The sequence below is a fragment of the Tardiphaga sp. vice154 genome, from assembly GCF_007018645.1.
In the GTDB taxonomy this organism is placed as follows: Bacteria; Pseudomonadota; Alphaproteobacteria; order Rhizobiales; family Xanthobacteraceae; genus Tardiphaga.
On record NZ_CP041399.1, the window covers coordinates 1704791 to 1731156 of the forward strand.

Here is a 26366-nt window from a genome sequence, read left to right on the forward strand (position 1 = left end):
CGGCGTGGCATTGCAAGGCGGGAGGCGCGGCCAATGCCGGTGCTGTGCGCCTCCTGCTTCGCGCCAGGCGGCTTGCTCGCTGACGTCAGTCGTGATGCACATGCTGCCGCATCAATTGCGGCAGCACGAACGGGTCACCGTCGAGCGTACGTTGTACGATGACATCGATCCCGAACACGTCGCGCAACATGCCGCCGGTGATGGTTGCCAGCGGCGTTCCTTCCATGTGCACGCGACCGTGATTGAGCACGACGATGCGGTCGGCGAAGCGAACCGCGAGGTTGAGGTCATGCAGCACGGCGATGACGGCCGTGCCTTGTCGGGCGCGACGCCGCGCTATCTCCACCAGCGCGATCTGGTGCTGGAGATCCAGGCTCGACGTCGGCTCGTCGAGCAGCAGCACGCCGGGACCGTGCGCGGCCTCGCCGCACGCAAGTTGCACCAGCACCCGCGCCAGATGCGCGCGCTGCTGTTCGCCGCCGGACAAGGTCGGCAGTTCGCGGGAGCGGAAGTCATGCAGGTCGACTTCGTCGATCGCCGCATCGACCAGCGCCTGCGCCCCGGCCTTCGACTGGTTGCCGCGGCCCATCCTGACGACTTCCTCCACCGTGAACGGGAAGCTGACGCTGACATGCTGGGACAGCATCGCGCGCCGCAGCGCTAGGTGCGATGGCGTGTAGCCGGTGATCGCGCGACCATCGAGCTTTATTGTCCCGCGCGACGGCTGCAGGTCGGCGGACAGCGTCCGCAGCAACGTTCATTTGCCGGCGCCGTTGGGCCCGACGATCGGGACCATCTCGCCCGGCATGAGTATGGCAACCGTACCGACAACGACCAGACCAAGACCTATCACTATTCGACGTCCGGTGCCGCGCTGTGCGGCGCCGGCAATGCCGGCAACAACATCTCCGGCTGTGTCGGCGACCAGCGCGGCTATCTGCTCGACACAATCGTAGTCGACGTCAACAACACCTCGCGCTTCGAGCTTGGTAACCGGCAAAACGCGGTTACCTACGGTCTCGACGCGTTCAATGACAAGGTCACCAACACCGATTCGCGCGGCAATTCCAACATCACTACGCCATCAGGCGAGCGCACCGTGTCGGGCGGCTTCGTCCAGCTCAAGAACAACTATTCGAGCTGGCTCGAAATCATCAGCGCGCTGCGCTACGATCGTTACGAGCTGAATTCGAGCGGCTTGACCGGCGGCAATACCTCGTCGAGCGGCGATCGGCTGTCGCCTAAGATCACCGTCGGCGTCACGCCGGTGGCGGGTTTCACGCCCTATGTGAGCTATGCCGAGGGCTACCGCGCGCCCTCGATCACCGAAACCCTGATCGCCGGCGCCCACGCCACCGGCGGCGGACCGAATTTCTTCAACTGCGCTAATGGTACCTCCGGGCTGTTCTGCTTCCTGCCAAATCCGAATCTGCGGGCGGAGGTCGGCAAGACCAAGGAGATCGGTGTCAATCTGAAGTACAACGACATCTTCGCCTCGGGCGACAGCTTCCGCGCCAAGTTCAACTTCTTCCGCAACGATATCGACGACTACATCGACCTGGTCGCCTCGACCCCGGAGAGGACGGCGTTCGGATCCTATAGCCGCAACTACCAGTATCAGAACATCGCATCGGCGAAGATCGAAGGTTTCGAGGCCGAGACGTCCTACGACGCCGGGCTGTGGTTTGCCGGCGTCGATGCCACCGTGCAGAGCGGCAAGAACGCCAATACCGGCGTCGGTCTCGTTACCGTGCAGCCGCGCAAGATCACGACGACGGGCGGCGTCAGGTTGCTCGACCGCAGGCTGACGATCTCGGCGCAGTGGGCTGCCGTGGCCGCCAATACCGACATCCCGGTCGGCTATTCGCTATCGACGGCCTACGATCTCGTCAACCTCTACGTCGCCTACCAGCCGACCCGGGACGTCACGCTGAACTTCTCGGTCGATAATCTGCTCAACCGATATTATCGTCCCTACGCCATTCCCGGTAACTCGGTGGACGGCACCACCCAGAACGACGCGCTGCCGGTCCCGGCATCGTCTTCAAGGGCGGCATGAAAGTGCATTTTGGTGGCGCGTGATCGCCGGTCTCTCATGTAGCCCCCGCGAAATCGCGCTGATGCCCCGGCGCAATTTCGGTTATGATCCACCATGTAAAAAGGAGAGTGTCCATGTTCATTGCGATGAATCGCTTCCAGGTCAAAACCGGCTCCGAACAGGCGTTCGAGACGATCTGGGCCACGCGTGAATCCTATCTCAGCGAGGTTCCGGGTTTCATCGAATTTCATCTGCTGAAAGGCCCGGTCGCCGAAGACCACACGCTGTACTCGTCGCACACGACCTGGGCCAGCAAGGCCGATTTCGAGGGCTGGACCACCTCCGAGCAATTCCGCAAGGCGCATGCCCGCGCCGACAATTCGTCGCCCGGCGCCAGCCTCTATCTCGGCCATCCCAAATTCGAGGGTTTCGAGATCATCCAGTCCGAGCGCAAGACCAGCGCCGCGGCCTGATCATGACCGCCACCATGGGCGACGATCTCGCCAGCTATTTGCGCAGCAATCCGGGCGCGGTGATCGAGGACGTCGCGCGCGAGTGCGCCGTCACGCCGCGCGCGGTGCTGGAGGCGTTGCCGGCGGAGATGGTCACGATCACCGGCGGCGCCGACGCTTTCGTGACGGCGATGCAGGACATCGCCGGATGGGGCGAAGTGACCTTGATCGTTCATACCGAGGACGGGATTTTCGAGATCACCGCGCCTGTGTCGGAAGGCCAGATCGGCCATGGCTACTTCAACCTGACGAACCCCAAGGGGCTGCACGGCCATTTGCGTCACGCCCGCTGCGGTGGCGTGGCCTTTGTGGAGCGGCCGTTCATGGGCAAGCCGTCGGCCTTTGTCGCGTTTCTCAATGTCGATGGTGGCGTGATGTTCAAGGTGTTTGTCGGCCGTGACGAGTACCGCGCGCTGAAGACGGACCAGCTCGAACGCTTTCGCGCGCTGGCCCGTCGGATCGGCAGCTGAAGCTTAACCGCGAAAATCGATCGCCCGAAGGATGATGCCGGGCGGCTTGCCTTCGAGTTCGACGGCAATGAACTTCTGTGACGCGCGTTCGCCGATCTTGTCGCGCAGTCGCAAAAATTGCTGTTCGCGCTGGCTGGCCGATGTTCGCTTGACGCCCTCGATCTGGTCCATCGCGTCCGTGCTGATCGCGCACGGCACGCTGGTGGTGTCGTCCATCATCGTGAACAGCACGACCGAACGGTCGATATCGTAATCGGTGAAGCCGGCGTCGGTCAGTGCCATCTTGGACCTACTTTCGCTTCGCGGGCGGATTGAGCCTGGCGATTTCGCTCAGGCAATCCTGCTCGGTGGCATGCGGCCCGCTGACGAAGGTGCCGCTGACCTTGGTCGAATACCAGCCGGACTCGCAACCGAGACGGGCCGACTCTTCGGCCTTAACGTGACGCGACAACAGGTTCTGCATGCGATTTCCTTTGGGGTGACCGCGACGGTGCGCCCTTTCCCCGGCAATAGCCATGGCTATGTTGGCGCTCTTCCTTCCCTCTCCCCCCGCGCAGCGCAGCTGCGCGAGGTGGGAGAGGGTGGCCGCGCGAAGCGCGGACGGGTGAGGGGGCGTGTTTCGCGGCACCCCCTCATCCGTCACGGACTTTGTCCGTGCCACCTTCTCCCACAGGGGAGAAGGGACGATGGAACCGCAAGAGTGGAGATAACTAGACCCCCGCGATCACCGTCTTGCGGTACAGCGCGCTGTAGCTGGCGGCGGAGATGTTCCAGCTGAACGATTTCGACATCGCGCTGCGGCGCATCGAGTTCAGCCGGTCTTTCGATCCGAAGGTCGCAAAGGCCCGAAGAATGCCGCCCAGGAAGGACTCAGTCGATGGCTTGCTGAACAGGAAGCCGGTCTCGCCATCGACGATGGTTTCGGCGAGGCCACCGGTCTGGTGGCCGATCGGCAGCGAGCCGAACCGCTGCGCATACATCTGGCTCAGGCCGCAGGGCTCGAACCGCGACGGCATCAGCGTGAAGTCGGAGCCAGCGAAGATGCGGCGGGCCTCGCGGTCGTTGAAGCCGATCGCCACGCCGATCGAATCGGGGCGGCGGCGGTGGGCGTCCATCAACGCCTGCTCGATCTCCGGCTCGCCGGTGCCGGTGACGACGATCTGCCCGCCGGCCGAGACGATGGCGTCGGCCGCCGACAGCACGAGATCGACGCCCTTCTGGTGCACCAGGCGGGCGACCAGACCGAAAATGGGCCCGCGTGATAGCGCGAGCCCGAATTGCTGGCGAACGCCGTCGGCATTGGCGCGTTTCGCTTCCCAGTCGCCGGCGCCGAACGGGCGCATCAGTTCCGAACAGACGCGCGGGTCCCAGCTCTCGTCGATACCGTTGAGGATGCCGGTGAGCTGCGCCTTGCTGGAACGCTGCCGCAGCAGGCCCTCGAGACCGCAGCCGAGTTCTGGCGTGGTGATCTCCTGCGCATAGGTCTCGCTGACTGTTGTCAGGTGCGTCGAATAGATCAGCCCGCCCTTGAGGAAGGACAGCTTGTCATAGAATTCCAGCCCGTCGATATGAAAAGAATCCGAAGGCGCGCCGATCCGGCGCAGCGTCTCCTTGGGGAACAGGCCCTGATAGGCGAGGTTGTGGATGGTCAGGATGGTCGGAATCTTGATCTGGTTCCAGGCCAGATAGGCCGGCACCATCGCGGACTGCCAGTCATTGGCGTGCACCAGGTCGGCCGACCAGTTCGGGTCAAGCTTGCCGGCGGCCAGAAGTGCCGCGGCGGAAGCAAAGCGTCCGAAGCGGACGTCATTGTCCGGCCAATCACGGCCGCCGGCGTCGCCATAGGGGTTGCCAGGGCGGTCGTAGAGCTGCGGGCAAAGCAGGATGTAGATGGGCATGCCATCCTTGGTAGCGGCAAGGCCCAGCTGACACGCCGGCATTTCCGCCAGCACCGGCGCCTCGCCGACCACCTCGATCGTCTGGAACTGCGCCACGACGTCGCGGTATCCGGGCAGCATCACCCGCACGTCGCTCCAGATCCGCAATGCCCGGGGCAGGGCGGCGGAGACCGCAGCAAGGCCTCCCACCCGAACAAAATCGTCAATCTCTGATGTGACGAACAGGACCTTCACGAACCAACCTCGCGTCAGCGATTATTGCAGCTATGCAAGCCTTGTTCCATCGCCATGGAACCGTGCGGAACCGAAGGACCGGAAGTCGAATTGATACTTGCAGTGCAAAATTATCTCTGCACTGCACTATAGCACACCCCTTAATACGCCATTGCGAAATACCATCGCAGTCCTGAAGATTCTTTTCGGACGGTCAAGACGGGCGGACAGCCAGTCGCATGAAACTCAACACGCAGCCGACGGCCGCGAAGCCGGCACCGAGCGCCAGCGCCCAGGTTGCTGCGCCCGCGTGGCCGATCATGCCGAAGCAGAACGCGGCCAATGCCGCGCCGGTGGTCTGCCCGGTCAGGCGCGCGGTGGCGACGATTCCACTGGCGCTTCCCGAGCGTCCGGGCGGTGCACTTCCCATCAGCGCCTTCATGTTCGGCGCCTGAAAGAAGCCGAAGCCGGCGCCACAGATCACCATCCGCCAGACGATATTGGCGATGCTCGGTTCCGGCGGCAACATCGCCAGCAGCGCCATGCCGATGCCGAGCATCAACAGGCCGATGCCGCCGAGCATGCCGGCGGGATAGCGGTCCGACAGCCGGCCGGCGATCGGCGCCATGATGCCGACCACCAGCGGCCATGGCGTCAGGAAAAAGCCGGTCTCGACCTGCGAGCGGTGCAGCACGTCTTCGAAGTAAAACGGCAGCGACACGAAGGCGAGGCCCTGCACCGAGAACGCGCAGATCGCGGTTGCCGCCGACAGCGCGAATACCGGCCTTCGAAACAGATCGACCGGCAGCATCGGCGCCGGATGGCCGGCCTGGCGGCGCAGCAGCAGCCAGCCGAACAGCAGGCCGGCCACCAGTTCGCCGATCACGACAACGGGCGCTGTCTGATGCGCGGCGCTGCCGAGGCCGAGGATCAGCAGTCCCAGACAGCCCGATGCCAGCACCGCCCCCGGAATATCGAACCCGTGCGTGGCCCGCGACGTTTTCGGTAGCGTTTTCAGGCCGATGGCGATAGCCAGCAGGCCGAATGGCAGGTTGATGGCGAACAGCCACGGCCAGGTCGCGACCGACAGGATCGCGGAGGCGATGGTCGGCCCCAGCGTGAAAGAGGTCGCCACCACCAGCGCATTATGGCCAAAGCCGCGGCCGAGCCGATGCCGGGGGTAGACGAAACCGACCAGCGCGGTGTTGACGCTCATGATGCCGGAGGCGCCCAGCCCCTGCAGGACGCGGGCGATCAGCAGCGTCTCGAGCGACCACGCCAGCGCGCAGAACACGGACGCCGCGGTGAACAGGATCAGGCCCCCGATATAGATGCGCTGGTGGCCGACGATCTCGCCGAGCGCGCCGAGCGGCAGCAGGGTGGCGACCATGGCGATCTGATAGACATTGACCACCCAGATGACGTCGGCCGGGGTCGCACGCAGGTCGGCCGCGATGGCGGGCAGGGCGATATTGGCGATTGCGGTGTCCAGCGAGGCCATCGCCAGCGCGGTGAAGATCGCCACCGTCGCCCAGCGCCGCTGCTTCAGCGTGAGGCCATCAGCCGGCGAGTGATCGGGCGCCGCAAGTCCATCAGCCATCGCAACAATTCCTCGGCCGGCGCCACATGCAGGCCGGGAGCCGCTATGTAGGCCGGATGCGCCCCCGCCTACAGCCGTGGTACTGCATGAGGCGTATGCAGGGGCTCCGACAAGTTCGCCAGCGATCGAGCTGCCGATGTTCTGTCACCTCTCCCCGGTAGGGAGAGATTAAAGTGAGCGTCGTTCCTGGTTTAGTGACTTAGCCAGCCTCGCCGCGGGGCTTTTTGAACCACACGCCGGAGGCCACGGCGCCGGCGATCAGGCTGCCATAGATCGCCAGCGCTAGCGCAAGGCATGCGAACAGCCAGGTCAGCGATCCCGTGAGCCGCAGCACCAGCCAGCCGCCGCCGACCGAGATCGCCAGCCGCAGCACGCCGGCGGCCAGCGGCCAGATCATCTTGCCGGCGCCCTGCGAGGCGAAGTACAGCGACAGGCCGAGGCCGAAGAAGCCATAGGCCGGGCCGACGATGCGCAGATACGCGCTGCCGGTTTCGATCATCTGTGGGTCACTGCCGAACAGGCCGAGCCACGCTGCCGGCCAGATCGCCGCGGCGAGGCCAACGGTCTCGGTCAGCGCGAACACCATGGCGCCGCCGATCAGCGCGATGCGCAGCGCGCGCGCTTCCAGCCCCGCGCCGATATTGGTACCTACCAGCGCCACCAATGGCCCGCCGAAGCCGAACGCCAAGGGCACCATCAGATATTCCAGCCGCACCCCGGTGCCGAACCCGGCGACCGCCTCGCCGCCGCCATGGGCGCCGACCAGAGCGGTTGTGAGCAGAACTGTCAGGCTGGTCTGCAGCGACACAACCGCTGCGATGGCGCCGACGCGCAGGATGTCGATGGTGAGATCGCGGCGCAGCCGCGCCGGCTTGAATTGCAGGATGCAGCGACCGGAAAGAATATAGACGGCGAGCACGGCGGCGACGATCGCGGTGGTCAGCACCACGGCCCAGCCGCCCCCGGCCATGCCCAGCGCCGGGATCGGACCCCAGCCGAAGATTAGCAGCGGCGACAGCGGGATCAGCAGCACCACGCCGATGCAGACCGCGAGCGAGGGCACCAGCATGTTGCCGGTGCCGCGGATGATGCTGGCCAGAGCGTTCATCAGCCAGACCAGTACACTGCCGCCGAACACCACGTTCGAGTACTGCATCGCGGCCTCGAGCGCGCCGCCGTCGGCGCCCATCGCCCGGTACAGCGGCCGGCCCCAGATCAGGAACAGCGCGGCGCCGAACAGGCCGATCGCGACGTTGAGCACGACGGCGTGCATCACCAGCGCCTCGGCATCGTGATGGCGGCGGCCGCCGAGCGCGCGGGCGATCGCCGAGGAAATGCCGCCGCCCATCGCGCCGGCGGACAGCATCTGCATCATCATGAAGCCGGGAAACACCACGGCCATGCCGGTGAGCGCGTCGGTGCCGAGCTTCGATACCCACCAGGTCTCGATCAGCCCGGTGGAGGCCTGCGCCAGCATCACCAGCAGGTTGGGCCAGGCCAATCTGAGCAGCGTCGAGACGATCGGCGCCTGCAGCAGCATTCTGGTCCGCGGGTTCATCTCGGGCGCGGCGGTGGCCGCGATGATCGCCTGCGGCGCATCGAGCTTCATGGGCTGCCGTCCTGTGATGTCGCGGAAGTCTTGCGCGTCAGACGCTTCCTGACACCCGGGCCCGCGGCAGGGCCGGGGGCGTTGGCATGGGTGGCGTCGGTGATCGGCTGGCCGGTGTTGCGGTCGATCAGAATGGGATCGGCCGCCACGCCGGTAGCGCGATCGACGAGCATCACGCTGGCGCCCTCGGGCGCGAAGTGCCGGTTGCCCCAGGCCTGCAGCGACAGCAGGATCGGGCGGAAATCGCGACCGCGCGGGGTGAGGATGTATTCGTAGCGTGGCGGCTTTTCGCAATACAGCCGCTTCTCCAGCAGTCCGCTATCGACAAGGGCTGTCAGCCGACGGGTCAGGATGTTCGGTGCAATGTCGAGGTTCCGCTGAAACTCGTCGAACCGCGTGATGCCGTGGATCGCATCGCGCAGGATCAAAATGCTCCACCACTCACCGACGCGCTCGAGGCTGCGGGCGACCGGGCATTGCATGTTGCCAAAATTCTTACGCTGCATGCGGCCAGCCTACGGCAGTGACTATCATCATGCAAGTAACTATTGCGGGCGATTCCGCCGCACCCGCACAGGGCGATGGCGCGAGGGCATGCCGCGCGTCGCAATCGCCATCGTGCCGCGCTCGGTTTCGTCAGGCGGGCCGACGCGATCCTGCCGCACGGCGCGGCCAAACACCCGATGCTGCGAGTGGGCGGTGCTGGAGCTGTGTCTACAGGCCGGATGTGCGACCGGCTCGAGCGACGCGCCCGAACACCCTGCGGCCGGTCGCGAACCGTGAGGGCAGGGCCACCGGCGAGTGCCTGCGCACCATCCGCCGATCGCCGGCTGACGCGAAGGCGTCGCTTGCCGCTCAGCTACCGATGCGATGGTTGCTGCTTGATCAATGTCGGAAGACCCAGCAGTGAGGACAGCGGCGCCGCTTTGTCCATCAGTAGCGGCAGGCCAAAGGACGAGTGGCGGGACCCGAACCCGCTCAACAGCTTGATGCCCAACAGGGCCGATAGCGAGAAGGAGGGGGATGAAAGCGTCCGCAGCCCCCAGAATCGGGAGAATGGCGCTGCGTCGTCCAGCAACACCGGCATCTGCAGGGCGCACGACATCGGCGTCGCCTCGTCCCATAGCATTGGGCGGTCTTCCGGTTCGGCAATGCCGGAGGCAATCGGGCTGAACATGTCGAGGATGCGGATGGCTTTGGCGGCACCGCCGAACGCTGCATGGACGGTTACGAGCGATCCGCCCCGCGCGAGGCCCCCCGCATAGATCCGTGCATGGGCCTTCAGAACATTGCCCTTGGTGATCTCCGCGACGAGATCCTCCATGGGACCATTGGCGCCGCTGGACAATGCCAGATGAACGTCCGAATAGCCTTCTCGCTCGAGTGCCGCCTTCGCGTTCACCGCCTGCTCCGGTAATTCGTACATCCGGCTGATCGTCTGGCTCATGGTTTTTTCCCGTTCCGATGCGGTCGCACCCAGGTTTCGGCGTCATCCTTCGATTGCGGCAGGCTCTGCACAGGCCTGGCCGCGGTAGCGTATTCCGGCCATCGTTATCAACGTAGCCATCAGCAAACAGATCTCAAGGGAGTACACGGAAACATATCCAGCCGCTGCGCCCAGAGGGGTCTCGGGAGCGAGGGTTGCAACGATGTCGCGAATGATACCACCGAGCGCGATGGCCACGCCCGCCGCCGAGGCCTGTACGGCTCCCCACGCGCCGAGCGCCAGTCCGGTCTGGCCCGGCGGGGCAAAGTTCATGGTGGCAGTGAGCGTGCCATGACCGAACAGCCCGGCGCCGAAACCGATCAACAGGGTGCCGGCGCTGAACAGCAGCGCCGAGGAAAATGGTGCGGCGAGAATGACCGCAGCGAACGCCGGAATGCCGACTAGCACGCCGTAGCCGGCCATGCGGAACGGATCGTAGCCGCGGCTCAGGATCCGCGACGCCAGACCAAAGCCGCACAGCCCGCCAGCGGCCAGGGCTGCGGTCAGCTTGGTCGTGTCCGCCACGGTCAGTTGCAGGATCTGCCCGCCATAGGGTTCGAGCAGGACGTCCGACATGGTGAAGGCCATGGTGCCCAGGCCGACCGCTATGAGGCGTCGCATCGACTGTTCGCCGCTGATATAGCTGTCCCAGGATTGCTGGAACGTCGGCTGGCGAGTTGCGGTCTTCGTCGATCGGCTGCGCGGTTCCATCTTCCAGAGCGCCACGGCGTTGAGCACGATGGTGACGACCGCCGAGGCCTGAATCACCTGGATCAGGCGCGCCGGGCTGAAATCTGCGAGCATCAGGCCGAACAGCAGCGCGCTCGCGATGGTCCCTAATAGCAACATCACATACATTAGCCCGACGACCTTGGGCTGCGACTCAAGCGGCGCGAGATCGGTGGCCAGCGCGAGGCCGACGGTCTGGGTCGTGTGCAGTCCGACGCCGACGAGCAGGAAGGAAAGCGCAGCGCCGAGCTGGCCGATCCAGGCCGGTGCGTTGCCGGCATTGCCGCCGCCGGAAAGCACCAGCAAGGCGAACGGCATGATGGCCAGGCCGCCAAACTGCAGCATCGTGCCCTTGTAGATGAAGGGCACACGCTTCCAGCCCAGTTCGGACCGGTGGGTGTCGGAACGAAATCCGATCAGGGCACGGAACGGTGCAAAGATCAGCGGCATCGCCAACATCACGCCGACCAGCGAAGCGGGCACGCCGAGCTCGACGATCATGACCCGGTTCAGGGTGCCGATCAGCAGCACCAGCGAGATGCCGACCGAGACCTGAAATAGCGACAGCCTCAGCAGCCGCGACAGCGGCAAATCGGGCGTGGCGGCGTCCGCGAACGGCAGAAAGCGCGAGCCCAGGCCGATCCAGGTTTTCATCAGTTTTTGACTTACGCGATTCATCATCTCAGAATCTCTGATGCACCCCGGCAGATGCGTCGAAGCAGCCAAGCGCCCTGCCGCTCCGCCGCGAAAATGGCCGGGACCCGTGGATCCCGGATCGTTTTCATATCCGCGAAAAGTGCTCGTTCACTTTTCGTCTGATGGGGCGAGGGTGGCGAGCGAGACCTTGTCGAACGGACGCATCGACGCATCACCGGTCACAGTCTGCGCCTGCGCTGGAGCGGGCGCGACCGTGACGACGAAGGAAGTGCCGAGCCTGGCGGTGTCCGCAGCGGGTGCGACCGAGATGACATAGCCCGGCACGGCCCGGTTGGTCAGGGCGACTGGAGACACGGATTCCTCCAGCGATGCTGCCTTCTTGGATTTTCCTCCCTCCAGAAAGGCGCCAAACCAGTTCGAATGCGTCAGGACCGAGTAATGCACGATGAGAGATGTCACCGCGACACTACCCAGAAACAGCGGCAGGCCGACTGTGGGATTCACCACGCACCAAATTCTACCTTGATTCATGTCGACCCCCTCAATGCAGCCAGGGCGAATAGATGTAGGCAAGCAGGTGCGCGAACGCCGAAATCACGAAGAACACGCGGGCGCCGTCGATGACGTGCTTGTGTAGTTCTTCCGATTCCGGGATCGTCAGACCGGTTGGCCAAACTCTGTTGACATCATCTGCCATTACGTACCTCCTGGAAGTCTGTCAGGTTGATCAGTGCTGAACCCGCACCGGGCTTCGACCTTTTCGCCAGGGCGGACGCATTCGTTCGCCTTGATGCTACAGATCGCTATTCATCCGAGCACAGATAGCCGATCGCTTGGCTGCATCAGCCAGACGTTGACTATCGGTGGTCGCCGTTCCGATTCATAAGGTCGCGCTGATACGGAACTTGAATGTAAATTCTACCTTACGTAAAGTGTCGTCAATTGTAATTGACACGTGATCTTGTCCGGTAAATTCCCTACGGGGCGATAATTGTCATGCGATTTACTGACGTCAGGATTTGCGTCGAAATGGGCTTTCCCCCTCGCTGCCAACCGACGGGGCGGTGAACGATGGACCTTATTCTCGACCGCGGACCATCATCTCTCTCGACCGCCTTCGATGCGGCGGCGCTGACGCTGTGCGACCGCGAGCCGATCCATACGCCCGGCGCGGTGCAGCCTCATGGCGCGCTGCTGGCGCTCGACCGGGATCTCCGGATCGTCCATGCCGGCGGCGATACGCAGGGTTTGCTGGGCGTTTTACCGCAATCGCTGCTCGGCGAGCACGCGGGTCAGGTATTTTCCAGCCCGCAAGTAGCAAGACTATCCGCCCTGGCCAAGCAGGTTGGCCAGCCGCGCGCCGTGCATACGTTCAGTATCGCATATGAAGCAGGACGCTCGGCGAACTGCGACGTGATTGTCTACCACAGCGGCGAACTGCTGGTGGTGGAGTTCGATCCGCGGCGCGAGCCGGCGCCCGACAACCCGCTGGCCGTCATTCGCGCGATGCTGCACCGGGTTCAACAGGCCGAAAGCAGCAGCGGCTTCTGTCAGTCGATTGCCGACGAAGTACGTCGTGTCATCGGTTTCGACCGCGTGATGCTCTATCGTTTTCTAAACGACGGCAGCGGGGAGGTGGTGGCCGAGGCCACGGCCCCCGGCGCCGGGTCCTTCCTCGGTCTGCATTACCCGGAATCCGACATTCCCAAGCAGGCGCGCGAATTGTATCGGCTGAACTGGCTGCGGGCGATCCCGGATGCCCGCTATTCGCCGGCGCCGATTTTGTCAGAGCCGGGAGCATCCAGCGTCCTGTCGCTCGATCTCAGTAGCAGCGTGATCCGCAGCGTTTCGCCGGTGCATTGCCAGTATCTGGCCAATATGGGTGTCGTAGCCTCGCTGTCGATGTCGATCATCATGCAAGGCCGGCTCTGGGGCTTGATTGCCTGTCACCACAGCGCGCCTCGCTATCTGCCCTACAGCTTGCGCGAGGCCTGCGGACTGTTCGCCGAGATGGTCTCATCGCAACTCGAGGGCAGGGCCGCCGGCGAGAGCTTCAAGACCGAGCAGCGTAGCCGGCAAATTCATGAAGAACTACTCAATCACATGAGTCGTGAGTCCGAACTCGCCGCGGGTCTTGTTCGCTTTCGGCCGAATTTGCTGGATCTCGTTCCTGCCGGCGGGGTTGGTCTGTGGATGGACGGCCAGTTCACCACGATCGGCGCGACGCCGCCGCCGGCCGAGATCGAGGCGATGGTTGGCTGGCTGAACGCGACGGTCAAGGAAGGCGTCTTCCATACCGACCATCTGGCGCTGATCTATCCTCCGGCAGAACGCTTTGCCGGCGTTGCCAGTGGATTGCTGGCGCTTTCGGTATCCAGGAATCCACGCGACTACGTGCTCTGGTTTCGACCTGAACTGGTTCAGACCGTGAACTGGGCCGGCAGGCCGGACAAGTTCGTCGAGGATGCATCCGATTGCCAGGTGCTGACGCCGCGCAACAGTTTTGCGCTGTGGCAGGAAGAGAGACGGTTGCACGCAACGCCCTGGCTCGGAGCGGAAATCGAGGCGGCGCACCGGCTGAGGCTGGCGCTGCTCGAAGTCGTCCTGAGCCGGATCGACCAGATCGCGCGGGAGCGCGAGGCGGCCCGGATCCGGCAGGAGCGGCTGACCAGTGAATTGAACGAACGCCTGGCGCAATCCGAACGCCTGGCGCTGGCGCTCAGCAAAGAGACCGAGTTGCGCGCGGCCGTGGAAGGCGATCTCACCCAGGTGCTGCGCCGCATGGTGACGGACCAGGAGACGGAACGGCAGCACATCGCCCGTGAACTGCACGACACGCTGGGGCAATCGCTGGCCATGCTGCAGCTGGGATTGCAGGCCATCGGCCAGGAAGTGCCGGCGGGCGACAGGGTTCAGCAGCGCCTGAACACCATGAAGAAGCTCGCCACCAGCCTCGGCCTCGACGTCAACCGCCTTGCCACGGAAATTCGCCCGTCATCCATCGACGACCTGGGAATACAGAAGGCGATTGAAAGCCTGCTGGAAAGCTGGAGCGAAACGACCTCGACCAAATACTACCTGCATCTGTCGCCGATGGACGTGCGTCTGCCGAAGCCCGCGGAGACCGCGCTGTACCGGGTTCTGCAGGAGACCCTGGCCAACGTCGTGCGCCATGCGGAGGCCAGCAATGTCGGCGTGATGTTTGCCGTCGCGGACGGCCAGGCAAGTCTGATTGTCGAGGACAATGGGCGCGGTTTTCCGGCCAACTACGACGAGAATGGGAACAGTCCCGCCTTGCGACTCGGTCTGCTGGGCATTCGCGAGCGCCTCGCCCTGGTCGGCGGCACGCTGGAGATCGAATCGTCGCCCGGCCGCGGCACCACCGTTTTTGTCAGGATTCCAATCTAGATGACATCCTCTCAGCCATCTGAACGCCTGCGCGTGTTCTTTGCCGACGATCATCCGATCGTGCTCGACGGCATCAAGGCCCTGATCGCCGAAGACGAGCAGCTCGACCTCGTCGGCTACGCCCTGGATGGACCAACGGCGTTGCGCCGCGCGGTCGAACTCAAGCCCGACGTGGCGGTGCTCGATCTCTCGATGCCGGGAATGAACGGCATCGACGTGGCAAAGAAGCTGATCGCCGCCTGTCCGACCTGCCGCGTGCTGCTGTTAACGGTGCACGAGGACGCCGCCTATCTCCGGCAGGCTCTCGAAATCGGCGCGGCCGGCTACCTTCTCAAGCGCACGGCGACTGAAGAGCTGAACCGCGGGATCCATGCGGTGGCCTCGGGAGGGGTGTATCTCGATCCAGCCATCGCCGGCCGCGCCGTCGGTTCCGCAGCCCGACAACTGCCGATCCGGACCGGTGCGCTGACGAAGATCGAACTCTCTTCGCGTGAAGTCGAAGTCGCAGGCCTGACGGCGGCCGGCTACAGTTCCAAGACGATCGCGCTGAGACTGAACATTGGCGTCAAAAGCGTCGAGACGTACAAGACCCGCTACATGCACAAGCTCGGGTTCCAGAGCAGGGTCGAACTGATCCATTACGCCATCGCCCAGGGTTGGCTCGGCACACCCTGAGGCCACGGGTCGGGTGAGTTCCCGCGCGGCCGGTGACCCCCTGTATGGCGCAGCCGATTGTTGCCCGTCTGTCATCTCTGCTATGCTAAGGCCCGTGCAGCGAGTGCTCGGCAAACTGATTTCAGGAGAATTCGATGCGTAAGTTTTTCACGGTGCTGGCCGCGCTGGCCACCCTAAGTCTGACCAATTGCGGCTACAACGCGATCCAGACGACCGACGAACAGGTCAAGTCGGCGTGGTCCGAGGTGGTCAACCAGTATCAGCGGCGCGCCGACCTGGTGCCCAATCTGGTCAATTCCGTGAAGGGCTTTGCGCAGCAGGAGAAGGATGTGCTGCTCGGCGTTACCAATGCGCGCGCCCGGGTCGGCAGCGTCCAGGCCACGCCGGAAGTCGTCAACGATCCCGCCGCCCTGCAGAAATTCCAGGCCGCGCAGGGCGAGCTGTCGAGCGCGCTGTCGCGTTTGCTGGTGGTCACCGAGAACTATCCGCAGCTCAAGTCCGACGCATTGTTCACCAACCTGATGTCGCAGCTCGAAGGCACCGAAAACCGCATCACCGTGGCGCGCAACCGCTACATCAAGACCGTGCAGGACTATAATGTCGGCGTCCGCACCTTCCCGAACAACATCACGGCGATGATCTTCGGCTATAAGGAAAAGCCGAACTTCTCGGTGGCCAATGAAGGCGAAATCTCGACCGCGCCGAAGGTTGACTTCAACGCGCCGGCGCCGGCACCAGCCGTCCCCGCACCTGCCAAATAGGCGGGCGGCAGGCGCATGACCGTGATCAGGGCGCTCTGCGCTAGCCTGCTGGCGCTGCTGCTGTTAGGCAGCGCCATGGCTTCTGCCGATGTCGCGGTGCCGCCGCTCAGCGGTCGCGTGGTCGATCGCACCATGACGCTCAGCCAGAGCGAGCAGGCGGCGCTCGACGCCACGCTCCGCGCCTTCGAGGCCCGCAAGGGCAGCCAGGTGGCGGTGCTGATCGTGCCGACCACCGCGCCGGAATCAATCGAGCAGTTCTCGATCCGGGTGGCGGAAGCCTGGAAGATCGGCCGCAGGAAGGTCGATGACGGCGCGATCCTGGTGATCGCCAAGGACGACCGCAAGCTGCGCATCGAGGTCGGCTACGGCCTCGAAGGCGCGCTGACCGACGTCACGTCGAAGCGCATCATCGACCAGATCATCACGCCGAAATTCAGGACCGGCGATTTCGCCGGCGGCATCACCGCCGGCACCGATGCGATCCTGAAAGTGATCGATGGCGAACCGCTGCCGGCGCCTGAGGTGCGGCAGCCGACGACGAACTTCGTCAATCAACTCGAAGAGTTCGGGCCGTTCCTGCTGTTCGGCGTGCTGATCGGCGGCGGCATCCTGCGCACCATCTTTGGCCGCCTGTACGGCTCGATCGCGACCGGCGGGCTGGCCGCATTGGTGGTCTGGATGCTGATCGGCACGGCCTTGCTGGCCGGTGTCGCGGGCATCATCGCATTTGTTTTCACCCTGGTCGCCGATAGCTTCATGGGCGGCGGCGGCGGGCGTGGCGGCGGCTATGTCGGGGGCAGTGGCGGATCGTGGTCGTCTGGCTCGTCGAGCAGCAGCAGTGGCGGCTTCAGTGGCGGCGGCGGCAGTTTCGGCGGCGGCGGCGCATCGGGGAATTGGTGATGTCAATCGCACGGATCACGAAGCATCTGCTCGGCAACCGCTCGCGGGTCCGCAACGCGTTTCCGCCGCAGGCGTTGGCGGCGATCGAGCAGGCCATCCGGGCCTCTGAGGCCAGCCACGCCGGCCAGATCCGCTTCGTGGTCGAAGGCGCGCTCGACGGCGCGCCCTTGTTCCGCGACCAGTCGGCGCGCGAGCGGGCGATCGACGTTTTCTCGCAACTGCGGATCTGGGACACCGAGCACAATAATGGCGTGCTGATCTATCTCCTGCTGGCCGACCGCGACGTCGAGATCGTGGTCGATCGCGGCATCGACGCGCATGTCGGCGCGGCCGGCTGGGAAGCGATCTGCCAGGCGATGGAGGCCGAATTCCGTGCCGGCCATTTCGAGCGCGGTGTCATCCGCGGAATCGCCGCCGTGACGCAGCATCTGGCCACGCATTTCCCGCGTGACGGGGCTGCCGCCAACGAATTGCCCGACGCGCCGGTTATTCTGTAGATTACGCCCTGATCGACGGCCGTTCGGCGACGCGTGCGAACCATGACGCCAGGTTGGCATTGGCGGGATCCAGCGGCTGATCGACCTGTCCGGCAAAATCCAGCCAGCAATACAGCACGATGTCGGCCACCGTGAAACGATCGCCGCACAGATAGGTCCGTCCGGCCATCTGGCCATCGAGCCAGCGCAACCGGTCCGCGGCGATGTTCTTCAATCCCTCGGCACCCTCCGGCACGCAGACGATGCGGCGTTCGAAGCGCGGCAGTCCCTTGCTGAAGCGATAGCCGTTGGCGATGTGCTGGCAGATGTTGAGGTCGATCCGCTGCCGCCACATCCGCGCTTCGGCGCGCTCGGCCGCCGTGCTGCCGATCAGCGCAGGCGCGGGCTGGACCTCTTCGAGATATTCGCAGATCGCCACGGTTTCCGACAGGAAGCTGCCATCGTCGAGTTGCAGCGTCGGCATCTGGCCGTGCGGATTGCGCGCCAGGTGCGCCGCTTCGCGGTTCTCGCCCGCCGCCAGATCGACGCTTTGCACCGGCATGCCGAGGCCTTTTTCGGCCAGAAACATTCGCACCACGCGCGGATTGGGCCCGATCGAATCGTACAGTTTCACGCGCGTTCTCCCTGAACCTTGTTGAACGCTTTTTGACGAAATCGGAGCGGCGTCGTCAAGCGGCGCCCGGGCCGGGGCAACAGGTGAAATTTTGGTAACCGCGGCGGCCGGTAAGGATTTGGCAAGCAATGAAAGTTACCAAATGGTTCATCCTTTCCGGAGCATTTGCCGTGAGCGACACCCCGACCCATTCCAGCGAACCCCACGATGCTGCCTCCGACGCGGCCCATGTCGACTCGCCGAAGCTGGTGCCCGAGCAGTCCGGGACGCCGCGGATCGAGGCGCCGAAGGTCAAGTCGCCGCACACCGCCAGCAAGATCATGATCATGTCGCCGCAGCGCGAGCGCACCTGGGAGGATTTCGTCAAGGAAGCCGACCGCGATCCCGACACCCACGCCGAGGCCGCGCCGCGCCAGCGCCGGATCTCCGCGGTGGCGATGGTCATTGCGCTGGCTGCGATCACCGGCGCCATCGGCGGCTCGCTGGCCACGGCAGGCATCAGCCAGATGTTCGGCCGCGACGATAGCAGCAACACCGCCAGCCGCGCGCTGGAGGAGCAGGTGATGCGGATCGATGCCGATATCGCCGCGCTGAAGATCAGCACCGAGCGCAACGGCAAGCAGAGCGCCGCCCAGATCGGCAAGACCACGGACCGCCTCGACCGGGTCGAGAAAGCCCAGGCCGAGCCCAATGCCAAAATCGCCCGCCAGAACGACACCGTCGCCAAGCTGAGCGATACGGTGGCCAAGCTCAGCGAGACGGTCGCCAAGCTCGGCGAGACCGTCGAGAAGCAGCGCCCGGCGCCGGCGCCCGTATTGTCCCCGGTGGCATCCGTGCCTGCCAGGGAAGTCACCGGCTCGATTTCGGCACCGGTGCCCACGCCGGCGCCGAAGCCGGAAGTCGCCCGGTTGCCGACGGTGGAAGGCTGGAACCTGCTCGACGTCGGCAATGGCGGCGCCACCATCGAAGGCCGCTCGGGCGTGTTCGAGGTCTATGCCGGCGATCCGGTCCCCGGCCTCGGCCGCATCGATGCGATCCGCAAGCAGGACGGCCGCTGGGTCGTCGTCACCAGCAAGGGCCTGGTCGTCGCGCGCTGATGCGGGGACGGGGTTTTTAGGCTAGCTTTTCGGTATCGTGCCGGCGTGAGGCAGGCACGATCCGGAAACGCCCGTGCGATATCGCTTCGCTTTCATCGTCCTGATCTGCGCAATGGTGCCGAATTTCATTCAGGCTGAGCCCGCGCAGGGGCTCGCCATCACCGATCCGCACACATTGCGCAAACTGGATGATGGGGACCTTGGTCTCGGCCGGATGCTGGCTGCGTCGCGCAATCCACCCCTGACGAATGACGTGCTGTTCGCGCAGCCCGCGCTGGCCCCGCTGCGCCGCGCGCTGGAGGCCGAATTCACCCGCTATGTTGAGCGCCACAAAGCGACGCGGCCCGGCGAGAGCCTCGGCGTCGGCGCGTCGTACGATGTCCAGCTCTTCGACGAAGCGCAACTCTACGCGGCCGATACCCGCTTCGTATTGACCGGCGTCGTCAATCGCATGGACCGCGCCTTTGTCGCGCCCGAGACCTGCGGCGAGATCCGGCTGATCTATCGGCTGATGGGGAACGGCGAGGGCGCGCCGTCCCGGTTGCCGATGACGCTGAACCTGGTGCTGCGCGCCAGGCAGCCCGGCGATGCGCAAAATTGCGCGGAGATCGCGCGACGCTGGCTGTCGTCGGACGCGCCTTTGGCGACGTTGACGCCGGATCATATCGACCGCCTGGAGATCAATCTGCAGATTGCGCATGCGCCGCGATCGGCCACCCGCGAATTTCGCACCCACTATCTGCAGAAGGTGTTTCGCCGGGGCGCGCCGGGCGCCGCCTTTGCCGAGGCGGCGATGGAAAACCAGATCGACGCCGAGCGGCTGCTGGCCGACGCCGACCTCGCCCGCGCGTTCAGGACGTGGCTGCTGACGCCCGATCATCTGGCGGCTTTCGACGCCGGCACGGTCGTCATCCCGGAGGAATTTCTCGCCACAAGCTCGGTGGCCTCGACCCCGGCCGGCATGGCGCGGTCGAGCCTGCAGCCATCATTCGGCCTGATGCAGTCCGACCACGCCGGCAGCAATGCCGTGTTCAGCGACGGCGATATCGTGGCGGCACTGGCGGCGGTCGCCTCGCGCGGCGTCGTGCTGCAGAACATCCATTCGCCGGCAGGCTTTGTCCGGCGGCTCGGCGACATCGGTTGCGGCGGCTGCCATCAGGTCCGCGGCATCGGCGGCTTTCACTTCCCCGGCGGTGACGCGGCGTCGCCTGCGACGGTGGCGATGTCGCCGCATTTCAACGGCGATCAGCCGCGCCGCCGCTATATTCTGGTCGCGCTGCGCGACGGCGTGGCGCCGGATTTTTCACGCGGCTTCTCCGATCGTCCGCAGGCGCGGCGCAGCACGGGGCTTGCCGGCACCGCCATGCTCGATGGCTGGGGCGCGACGTGCTACCGGCCGCAACCGATCGACAATGATGCCAGCTTTGCGGCGTGGAATTGTGCCGAGGGATTGTCGTGTCAGCCGGTCGGCGCCGACATGGCGTCCCGCTTCGGCATGTGTTTCGTCCAGTAGAACGAGCGCGCGATGAACGAGGCCGACAAGGACACCAAGGAGCGTAACGTCGCCATCGTCGACAACGAAAGCGCACGTCAGACCAGCGGCGATGTTCGCGTCAGCACCTGGGCCATCGCGATCACGGTGCTGGTCGCGCTCGCCGTGTTCGGCTGGCTGCTGGCGCGATAGAGGCACCGAAAGGATCAGGAGGGGGGACACGGCGCAAGTGCGCCTTCGCGCTCCTGTGAGTACGGCAATAAAAAGCGTCCCCGGATCTCTCCGGGGACACTCTTGAAGTCAAAGAATTCAGGAACCTCTTAGCCAGGCATCAGCACGGTGTTGACGACATGGATCACGCCGTTCGACTGGTTGACGTCGGCAATGGTGACCCGCGACATGCCGCCCTTCGCATCGACGATGAACACCTTGCCGCCGCTGCGCTTCACGGTGAGCTGCTCGCCTTCGACGGTGGTTAGCTTCTTGCCGTCGGTGAGGTCGGCTGCGTTCATCTTGCCGGCGACGACATGGTAGGTCAGGATCTTGGTGAGCGTCGCCCTGTTTTCAGGCTTCACCAGTGTAGCGACGGTGCCCTTGGGCAGCTTGTTGAACGCGGCGTTGGTCGGCGCGAACACGGTGAACGGACCCGGACCCGCCAGAGTGTCGACGAGGCCCGCGGCCTTCACGGCTGCGACCAGCGTGGTGTGATCCTTGGAGTTGACGGCGTTCTCGATGATGTTCTTCGACGGGTACATCGGCGCGCCGCCGACCATCACGGTATTCTCGCCTTTCATCATCTTGGCGGTTGCGGGCTGCAGGAAGCTCGCGGAAATCATCAGCGTGCTGAAGGCGGCGAAAGAGAGCAGGGCAATACGCTTGGACATTTGATTGTCTCCATTTGTACTTCAAAACGCCGGCGAGAATTCGCGAGCGGACTGATCGAGTTTTGCAGCGAAGCGCTGTCGCGTTGTCTTCAGCAGCTACGCGGACCGGCACAAACGGTTTCACAAACGAAAATCACCGCCGAATCGGCGGTGATTTGGAACGATCTGAAACTCTTTGGCGAACGCGACGTATAATCGACGCCCGTGCAGCAGGTGAACCTATCAGCCCACCGTACCCGTCGCTCGCAAGGCGGCGATCGCGGCATCATCGAAGCCTGCGCTGCGCAGGATCTCGTCGCTGTGCTGGCCGACCGAGGGCGGCATCCGCGGTTTCTTCTTGGCACTGCCTTCGACCCAGATCGGACTGTTGATGGTCATCAGGCTGGAATCCTCGAACGGGATCAGCACGTCGTTGTCCTTCATCTGCTGATCGTCCGGAATGTCGTCGAGAATGCCGACGACGCCGAAGATCAGTCCCTGGCCGTCGAGCCGCGCGCGCCAGTCCGGCCAGTCGCGCGTCGCAAACACCTCGTCCAGCACTGCGATGAGTTCGAGCGAGCGCGCGTGGCGATCCGGCTTGGTGGCAAAGCGAGGATCGTTGGTCAGGTCGTCGCGTCCGAGCGCGCGCGTCAGCACCGGCCACTGCTTCTCCTCGTTGAGCAGCGACAGCATGATCCAGCGGCCGTCGCGGCATTTGTAGTGGTTGGTAACGGCGTTCAGCGCGCGCTCGCGCGGCCGGCGCTTTTCGAATGTCGCGCCGACCAGCTTGGCTTGCGCCAGCACGCTGGAGGACCACACGCCGTTGGCCATCAGGTTGGATTTGACCTGGCTTCCCTTCCCGGTCCGCTCGCGCTTGTACAGCGCCATGGCGATGGCGCCGAACAATGCCATCGCGCAGGGGTGGTCGCCCATTCCCGCGACCGAGCGCGCCGGTGTGGTGTCGTCGTCGGCGCGAACCAGGTCCATCAGGCCGGAGCGGGCCCACCACGCCGTGGAGTCGAAACCCGGCTTGTTCGCCTCCGCGCCAAGGTCGCCGTAGCCGGTGAAGCAGGCATAGACCAGCCGCTCGTTGAGCGGCGAAAGGTCGGCATAGGCCATCTTCAGGCGCGCCCGCACCGGCGGCGGAAAGTTGGTGATGAACACGTCGGCCTCGGCGACGAGTTTGTAGAGCACGGCCTGTCCTTCGGGTTTCGCGAGGTCGAGTGCCAGGCTCTTCTTGTTGCGGCTCTCCATCATCCACGCGTAGTTGTGCTCGCTCTTGGGATAGCCGGGCAGGTTGGGCAGGTTGCGGTAGGGATCGCCGGCGCCGGGCGGCTCGATCTTGATGACGTCGGCGCCGAAATCGGACAGCACGGTGGCCGCGGCCGGCGCGGCAATGAAGCTCGCGCAATCCAGAACCTTGAGGCCCGCGAAGATACCGTCGTCCATGTCTCACTCCCGAAGATTATTGTGATTGCCGTCCACCGGAATTCGTTCGCTTCTGAGGCAAGATCGAATTTGGCGGCGCATTTGAACCATCTCGCTGCAACGATGCAACATGCGGACGCGGCGGGCTGCCGTGCGCAAAACGCGGCGGCCGGCCGCCGCTTGGCAGGGATCGGGCGCTGCGTTAGTTTCAGCTCCACTCATCACGTTGGAAGCTGTCGATCATGCGAGTATCGGTTCTGGGAAGGCGCAGCGCCCTGGCTGCGTGCATGTTGGCGATCGCTGCAACGCTTGGCGGCACCCCGGCCGCGCGCGCGGTCGAACTGAGCCCGGGGATCAGCGAACTCTACACCTCGGTGTCGATCTATCCGCCGTCGGCGGATTCGATGACGGTCTGCTATGGCTTCGTCTGCCGACGCCGCCATATCCTGGATTTCGGCCCCGGCGACAAAGCGGCGCTGACCAAGATCATGGCCACTGGCAAAGCGTCGGCCGTGGCGGAGCGCGCGGCTGTGCAGAAAGCGGTGATCTGGTTCGATCGCCGCGTCGGGCCGGTGATCGGCACCGACAAGCGCATCGCCAATGCGGACATCCGCTATTTCGACGACAAGCATAATTTCGATTGTTGGGACACCACGCGCAACGTGACCAGCCTGCTCTTGATCCTGCAGGACTGGGGCCTGCTGAAGCATCATGACGTGGGAAATCCGCGCTACCGCGGCAACCCGCTGGCGCTGCAGACCCCGCACAACACCGCCGTGCTGCTGGACCGCGCGACGCGTGGCGAATGGGTGGTCGACCTGTGGACGCGCGGTTACGCGCAGGCGCCCGACGTCAAGCCGGCAGATCAATGGGTCAAGGAAAACTAGGAGAGGAGGGGCGCTGAGCGCCGACGCGCTGCCGAAGCAGACGCGTGGACTTCAAATTAGGGTAGAGCGCACCCCGCGGATCGAATTAGCGCAACCTGCGTGGACCTGCGAGAACCTCATTGCGTGCAAGAGAGGAAACCTTTGGGGTAACCGCTCTTGCCGAATGCGCTCTAAGTTGTTGAAACGTGATCTTCTCGGAGACTGGCCTGGATTAATCGAGGGAGCGATCCGGATCACGCCGTCGCATCAAACCTTGAGGTTTTCAGCCGAGGTCTTGCCGCGGTTCGCGACTTCCTCGTATTCAACGGTCTGCCCTTCGTTCAGCGAAGAAAGACCAGCCTTCTCGACTGCCGAAATATGAACGAACACGTCCTTGCCGCCATTGCTGGGCTGGATAAAACCGAAGCCCTTGGTGGCGTTGAACCACTTCACAGTACCTTTAGCCATCACGTCGTCTCCGCGGGATAAAAAAAATAACGAATTGTCGGTCCCCGCAAACCGGCATATCCGACATGCGCACGATAACTGCTCCCTGCCAAGTGTGATAGCGGAAACGACGTGCAAAAATCGACGAAACACGCCGGTATTTTCGCTTTTTTAGCGATTTAGCCCAGTTTTGAGGCGTTTTGACGCGCCTGAAAGCACTTCGCACGCAGTGCGGCATAAACCTTCGCGGTTGCGAAAGGTTGTGGCGCTCGCTCGGGCGATGCGTGTCAGGCAGCTGCCGCCGTGTCTGTGACCAATGCGGCGGGCTGTCGTGCGTCGGCCATCGCCTGCACCAGCATCGGCTCGATCCGGCCGCGGATGGCGACCTGCTGCGCGGCGGGAAGGTCGCTGGCCTGCAGGCCGGCCATCGCGCAGACGTCCTGCGATACCATGAGCTCGCAGCCGAGGTTCTTGGTGAGGTCCTGCAGCCTTGCCGCGACGTTCACGGAGTCGCCGAGCGCGGTGAACACCATATGGTCGCGATAGCCGATGTCGCCGATGATGACTTCGCCGCCGTGAATGCCGATGCCGAAGCGGATCGGGTCCGGCAGGTCGTGCTTCATGGCCTCGTTCAGCTCTTCGATATTGGTCGCGATCATCGCCGCCGCGCGCAGCGCCTGGCGCGAGGCGGTCGGCGGATCGCAGGCGAGGCCGAACAGCGCCAGTTCGCCGTCGCCGACGAACTGGTTCGGCTCGCCGCCGCAATCGCTCACCGCCTGCGATACCGCCGCGAGAAAGCGGTTGACGATGAACACGGTATCGAACGGCAGCCGGTGTTCGGCCAGTTTCGTCGAGCCGCGCATGTCGATGAACATGCTGACGAGATAACGCTCCTGGCCGACGCGCTGCGGACGTGCCGCATGCGCGTGGGATGACATCGCGTGGGGCGCCAGCAATTGCAGGAAGTCGAGGTCGGTGTTCGGGCGCAACTGGCAGGCCAGCCGAATCGCCGGGTCGGCGGCGGCGCCGATGCGGCCGAGGATGAAGGCCTCGCGCGGCGATGGAGCGGGTAGCGCGCTGGTATCGCCGATCACGCGGATGCGGCAGGTCGAGCAGCGGGCGCGGCCGCCGCAGACGCTGGCATGCGGCACGCGGTAACGCAGGCTGGCTTCCAGCACGCTCAGTCCACGGGGCACGCGGACAGTTCGGCCATCGCCATAGGACAGCCGGATCAGGCCGGTGCGGCGTTCGGCGATAATGCGGAAGGCGCGCGCGGCCAGCGCCAGCCCGAGCAGGCCGAGATAGATCGTCAGCGCCGTGTCGCTGATATCGGACAGCGCCGCGTTCTCGGCGGCGGTACCGACCTGCTTCGGCGACAGGTTGGCCTGCTGCCATTCGGGCGACGTACTTTGCTGCACGACCGTGCGGCCGCCCTGATACAGGCCGAGCATCGCCAGCGTCGGCAGCAGCACGGCGGCGGCCAGCAGCCACGGCGCGGCGCGCCTAAAAAACGGTTTGATGCGCAGCCAGAAATACAGCCCGATGCAGCCATGCACCCAGGCGATCAGCATGGTCGCGTAGATCAGCCACATCCGGTACGGCACCAGCACCCAATAGCCATAAAAGACCTGCTCGTAGCCGCGCTCCTGTCCGTACAACACGTGGCTCAGCCGCATCCCGACGACATGGCCGATGATGAGCGCGGGAATGCTGAGGCCGAGCAGCAATTGCAGCGGCTCGATCGCCTTGCGGTGGAATTGCCGCCGCTCATACAGCGCCCAGATGCCCAGCCCGGCATGGATAGCCGCCGCCGAATAGAACAGATAGGCAATCGGCCTGAATTGCCAGAACGCCATGTGCCAGTCGATGCCGGCGCCCATCGCAGCTAGCGAGACGTTGCCGAGTGCGTGATTGAGGAAGTGGCTGACCAGATAGGCGAACAGCACGAGTCCGCACGCGAGCCGGAGCTGCCGCAGGCCGAGGCCGCGGAGCGAGGAAACCGGCTGCGGTGCACTGAGGTCGGTCATGGGATCCGTGGCAGGCGTAGCCGGGCGGCCGGTCCGGGCACCATGCCCGTCGGCGGCGCTTTGCGCCAGCATTGTCAACA

25 protein-coding genes and 3 pseudogenes are annotated in these 26366 nt (G+C 64.5%); 12 read left to right on the plus strand and 16 right to left on the minus strand.

The window, feature by feature from the left end; all coding sequences use genetic code 11:
* Positions 1–85 precede the first annotated feature (85 nt).
* Positions 86–856 (minus strand): annotated as a pseudogene (locus FIU28_RS07990) (heme ABC transporter ATP-binding protein).
* On the opposite strand from FIU28_RS07990, the pseudogene FIU28_RS07995 reads away from it, so the two are divergent.
* From FIU28_RS07995 to hutX, 3 genes and pseudogenes are all read left to right on the plus strand, one after another.
* Positions 812–2082 (plus strand): annotated as a pseudogene (locus tag FIU28_RS07995) (TonB-dependent receptor domain-containing protein); the annotation flags it as partial. The pseudogenes FIU28_RS07990 and FIU28_RS07995 sit on opposite strands and share 45 nt — an antisense overlap.
* Positions 2083–2172: 90 nt before the next feature.
* Positions 2173–2511 carry an antibiotic biosynthesis monooxygenase family protein gene (locus tag FIU28_RS08000; protein WP_143572429.1) on the plus strand — a complete coding sequence of 113 codons (339 nt, stop codon included), beginning with the start codon at positions 2173–2175 and terminating at the stop codon, positions 2509–2511.
* Positions 2512–2513: 2 nt separating this feature from the next.
* A complete protein-coding gene (gene hutX / locus FIU28_RS08005; protein ID WP_143572430.1) occupies positions 2514–3020 on the plus strand; it encodes a heme utilization cystosolic carrier protein HutX in 507 nt (168 codons plus the stop codon).
* Positions 3021–3023: 3 nt separating this feature from the next.
* On the opposite strand, the gene FIU28_RS08010 is transcribed toward hutX, so the two are convergent.
* From FIU28_RS08010 to FIU28_RS08050, 10 genes and pseudogenes are all read right to left on the minus strand, one after another.
* On the minus strand, positions 3024–3302 hold the full coding sequence (locus FIU28_RS08010) for a DUF1488 family protein (protein ID WP_143572431.1): 279 nt from the start codon (positions 3300–3302) through the stop codon (positions 3024–3026).
* Between the two features lie 7 nt (positions 3303–3309).
* A complete protein-coding gene (locus tag FIU28_RS26360) occupies positions 3310–3483 on the minus strand; it encodes a hypothetical protein (RefSeq protein WP_168202886.1) in 174 nt (57 codons plus the stop codon).
* A 247-nt stretch (positions 3484–3730) separates the two neighbouring features.
* Positions 3731–5152: a glycogen synthase GlgA gene (glgA, locus tag FIU28_RS08015; RefSeq protein WP_143572432.1), complete on the minus strand. Its 1422-nt coding sequence runs from the start codon at positions 5150–5152 to the stop codon at positions 3731–3733.
* 193 nt (positions 5153–5345) lie between these two features.
* On the minus strand, positions 5346–6731 hold the full coding sequence (locus FIU28_RS08020) for an MFS transporter (RefSeq protein ID WP_143572433.1): 1386 nt from the start codon (positions 6729–6731) through the stop codon (positions 5346–5348).
* 199 nt (positions 6732–6930) lie between these two features.
* Positions 6931–8340: an MATE family efflux transporter gene (locus FIU28_RS08025; protein ID WP_246660912.1), complete on the minus strand. Its 1410-nt coding sequence runs from the start codon at positions 8338–8340 to the stop codon at positions 6931–6933.
* Positions 8337–8846, minus strand: a complete 510-nt coding sequence (locus FIU28_RS08030; RefSeq protein ID WP_143572434.1) for a winged helix-turn-helix transcriptional regulator — start codon at positions 8844–8846, stop codon at positions 8337–8339. Before FIU28_RS08030 ends, FIU28_RS08025 begins: the two co-directional genes overlap by 4 nt.
* Positions 8847–9199: 353 nt before the next feature.
* A complete protein-coding gene (locus FIU28_RS08035; RefSeq protein ID WP_143572435.1) occupies positions 9200–9787 on the minus strand; it encodes a hypothetical protein in 588 nt (195 codons plus the stop codon).
* A gap of 42 nt (positions 9788–9829) precedes the next feature.
* Complete coding sequence (locus FIU28_RS08040; RefSeq protein WP_143576101.1) at positions 9830–11233, minus strand: PucC family protein; 1404 nt, start codon at positions 11231–11233, stop codon at positions 9830–9832.
* A 327-nt stretch (positions 11234–11560) separates the two neighbouring features.
* Positions 11561–11743: pseudogene (locus tag FIU28_RS27135) on the minus strand (light-harvesting protein); the annotation flags it as partial.
* Between the two features lie 10 nt (positions 11744–11753).
* On the minus strand, positions 11754–11909 hold the full coding sequence (locus FIU28_RS08050) for a light-harvesting protein (protein WP_143572437.1): 156 nt from the start codon (positions 11907–11909) through the stop codon (positions 11754–11756).
* Between the two features lie 374 nt (positions 11910–12283).
* Here FIU28_RS08050 and FIU28_RS08055 point away from each other — a divergent pair, with 374 nt between their 5' ends.
* The 5 genes from FIU28_RS08055 (at position 12284) to FIU28_RS08075 (ending at position 17453) form a co-directional block, all read left to right on the plus strand.
* Entirely contained in the window at positions 12284–14620 is a 2337-nt protein-coding gene (locus FIU28_RS08055) for a GAF domain-containing protein (RefSeq protein WP_143572438.1), read from the plus strand.
* On the plus strand, positions 14621–15295 hold the full coding sequence (locus tag FIU28_RS08060) for a response regulator transcription factor (RefSeq protein WP_143572439.1): 675 nt from the start codon (positions 14621–14623) through the stop codon (positions 15293–15295). It begins immediately after the preceding gene.
* Between the two features lie 134 nt (positions 15296–15429).
* Positions 15430–16056, plus strand: a complete 627-nt coding sequence (locus FIU28_RS08065; protein ID WP_143572440.1) for a LemA family protein — start codon at positions 15430–15432, stop codon at positions 16054–16056.
* A gap of 15 nt (positions 16057–16071) precedes the next feature.
* The gene (locus FIU28_RS08070; RefSeq protein ID WP_143572441.1) at positions 16072–16956 is read left to right on the plus strand and encodes a TPM domain-containing protein; all 885 of its coding nucleotides are present in this window, start codon (positions 16072–16074) and stop codon (positions 16954–16956) included.
* Complete coding sequence (locus FIU28_RS08075) at positions 16956–17453, plus strand: TPM domain-containing protein (RefSeq protein ID WP_143572442.1); 498 nt, start codon at positions 16956–16958, stop codon at positions 17451–17453. The genes FIU28_RS08070 and FIU28_RS08075 overlap by 1 nt, the downstream gene beginning before the upstream one ends.
* A 1-nt stretch (position 17454) precedes the next feature.
* Here FIU28_RS08075 and FIU28_RS08080 read toward each other — a convergent pair whose 3' ends face one another.
* On the minus strand, positions 17455–18066 hold the full coding sequence (locus tag FIU28_RS08080; protein ID WP_143572443.1) for a glutathione S-transferase family protein: 612 nt from the start codon (positions 18064–18066) through the stop codon (positions 17455–17457).
* A gap of 170 nt (positions 18067–18236) precedes the next feature.
* On the opposite strand from FIU28_RS08080, the gene FIU28_RS08085 reads away from it, so the two are divergent.
* The 3 genes from FIU28_RS08085 (at position 18237) to FIU28_RS26365 (ending at position 20847) form a co-directional block, all read left to right on the plus strand.
* Positions 18237–19163: a hypothetical protein gene (locus FIU28_RS08085; protein WP_143572444.1), complete on the plus strand. Its 927-nt coding sequence runs from the start codon at positions 18237–18239 to the stop codon at positions 19161–19163.
* Positions 19164–19236: 73 nt separating this feature from the next.
* Positions 19237–20676: a hypothetical protein gene (locus FIU28_RS08090; RefSeq protein ID WP_246660915.1), complete on the plus strand. Its 1440-nt coding sequence runs from the start codon at positions 19237–19239 to the stop codon at positions 20674–20676.
* 12 nt (positions 20677–20688) lie between these two features.
* Positions 20689–20847: a hypothetical protein gene (locus FIU28_RS26365; protein ID WP_168202887.1), complete on the plus strand. Its 159-nt coding sequence runs from the start codon at positions 20689–20691 to the stop codon at positions 20845–20847.
* 128 nt (positions 20848–20975) lie between these two features.
* Here the strand turns inward: FIU28_RS26365 and FIU28_RS08095 are convergent, their stop codons facing one another.
* Complete coding sequence (locus tag FIU28_RS08095) at positions 20976–21539, minus strand: fasciclin domain-containing protein (RefSeq protein ID WP_143572445.1); 564 nt, start codon at positions 21537–21539, stop codon at positions 20976–20978.
* Positions 21540–21761: 222 nt separating this feature from the next.
* On the minus strand, positions 21762–22967 hold the full coding sequence (locus tag FIU28_RS08100; RefSeq protein WP_143572446.1) for a CaiB/BaiF CoA transferase family protein: 1206 nt from the start codon (positions 22965–22967) through the stop codon (positions 21762–21764).
* 266 nt (positions 22968–23233) lie between these two features.
* Here FIU28_RS08100 and FIU28_RS08105 point away from each other — a divergent pair, with 266 nt between their 5' ends.
* The gene (locus FIU28_RS08105) at positions 23234–23833 is read left to right on the plus strand and encodes a hypothetical protein (RefSeq protein WP_210245490.1); all 600 of its coding nucleotides are present in this window, start codon (positions 23234–23236) and stop codon (positions 23831–23833) included.
* Between the two features lie 246 nt (positions 23834–24079).
* On the opposite strand, the gene FIU28_RS08110 is transcribed toward FIU28_RS08105, so the two are convergent.
* The gene (locus tag FIU28_RS08110; RefSeq protein WP_143576103.1) at positions 24080–24280 is read right to left on the minus strand and encodes a cold-shock protein; all 201 of its coding nucleotides are present in this window, start codon (positions 24278–24280) and stop codon (positions 24080–24082) included.
* Positions 24281–24546: 266 nt separating this feature from the next.
* Positions 24547–26286, minus strand: a complete 1740-nt coding sequence (locus FIU28_RS08115) for an adenylate/guanylate cyclase domain-containing protein (protein WP_143576104.1) — start codon at positions 26284–26286, stop codon at positions 24547–24549.
* Positions 26287–26366 lie beyond the last annotated feature (80 nt).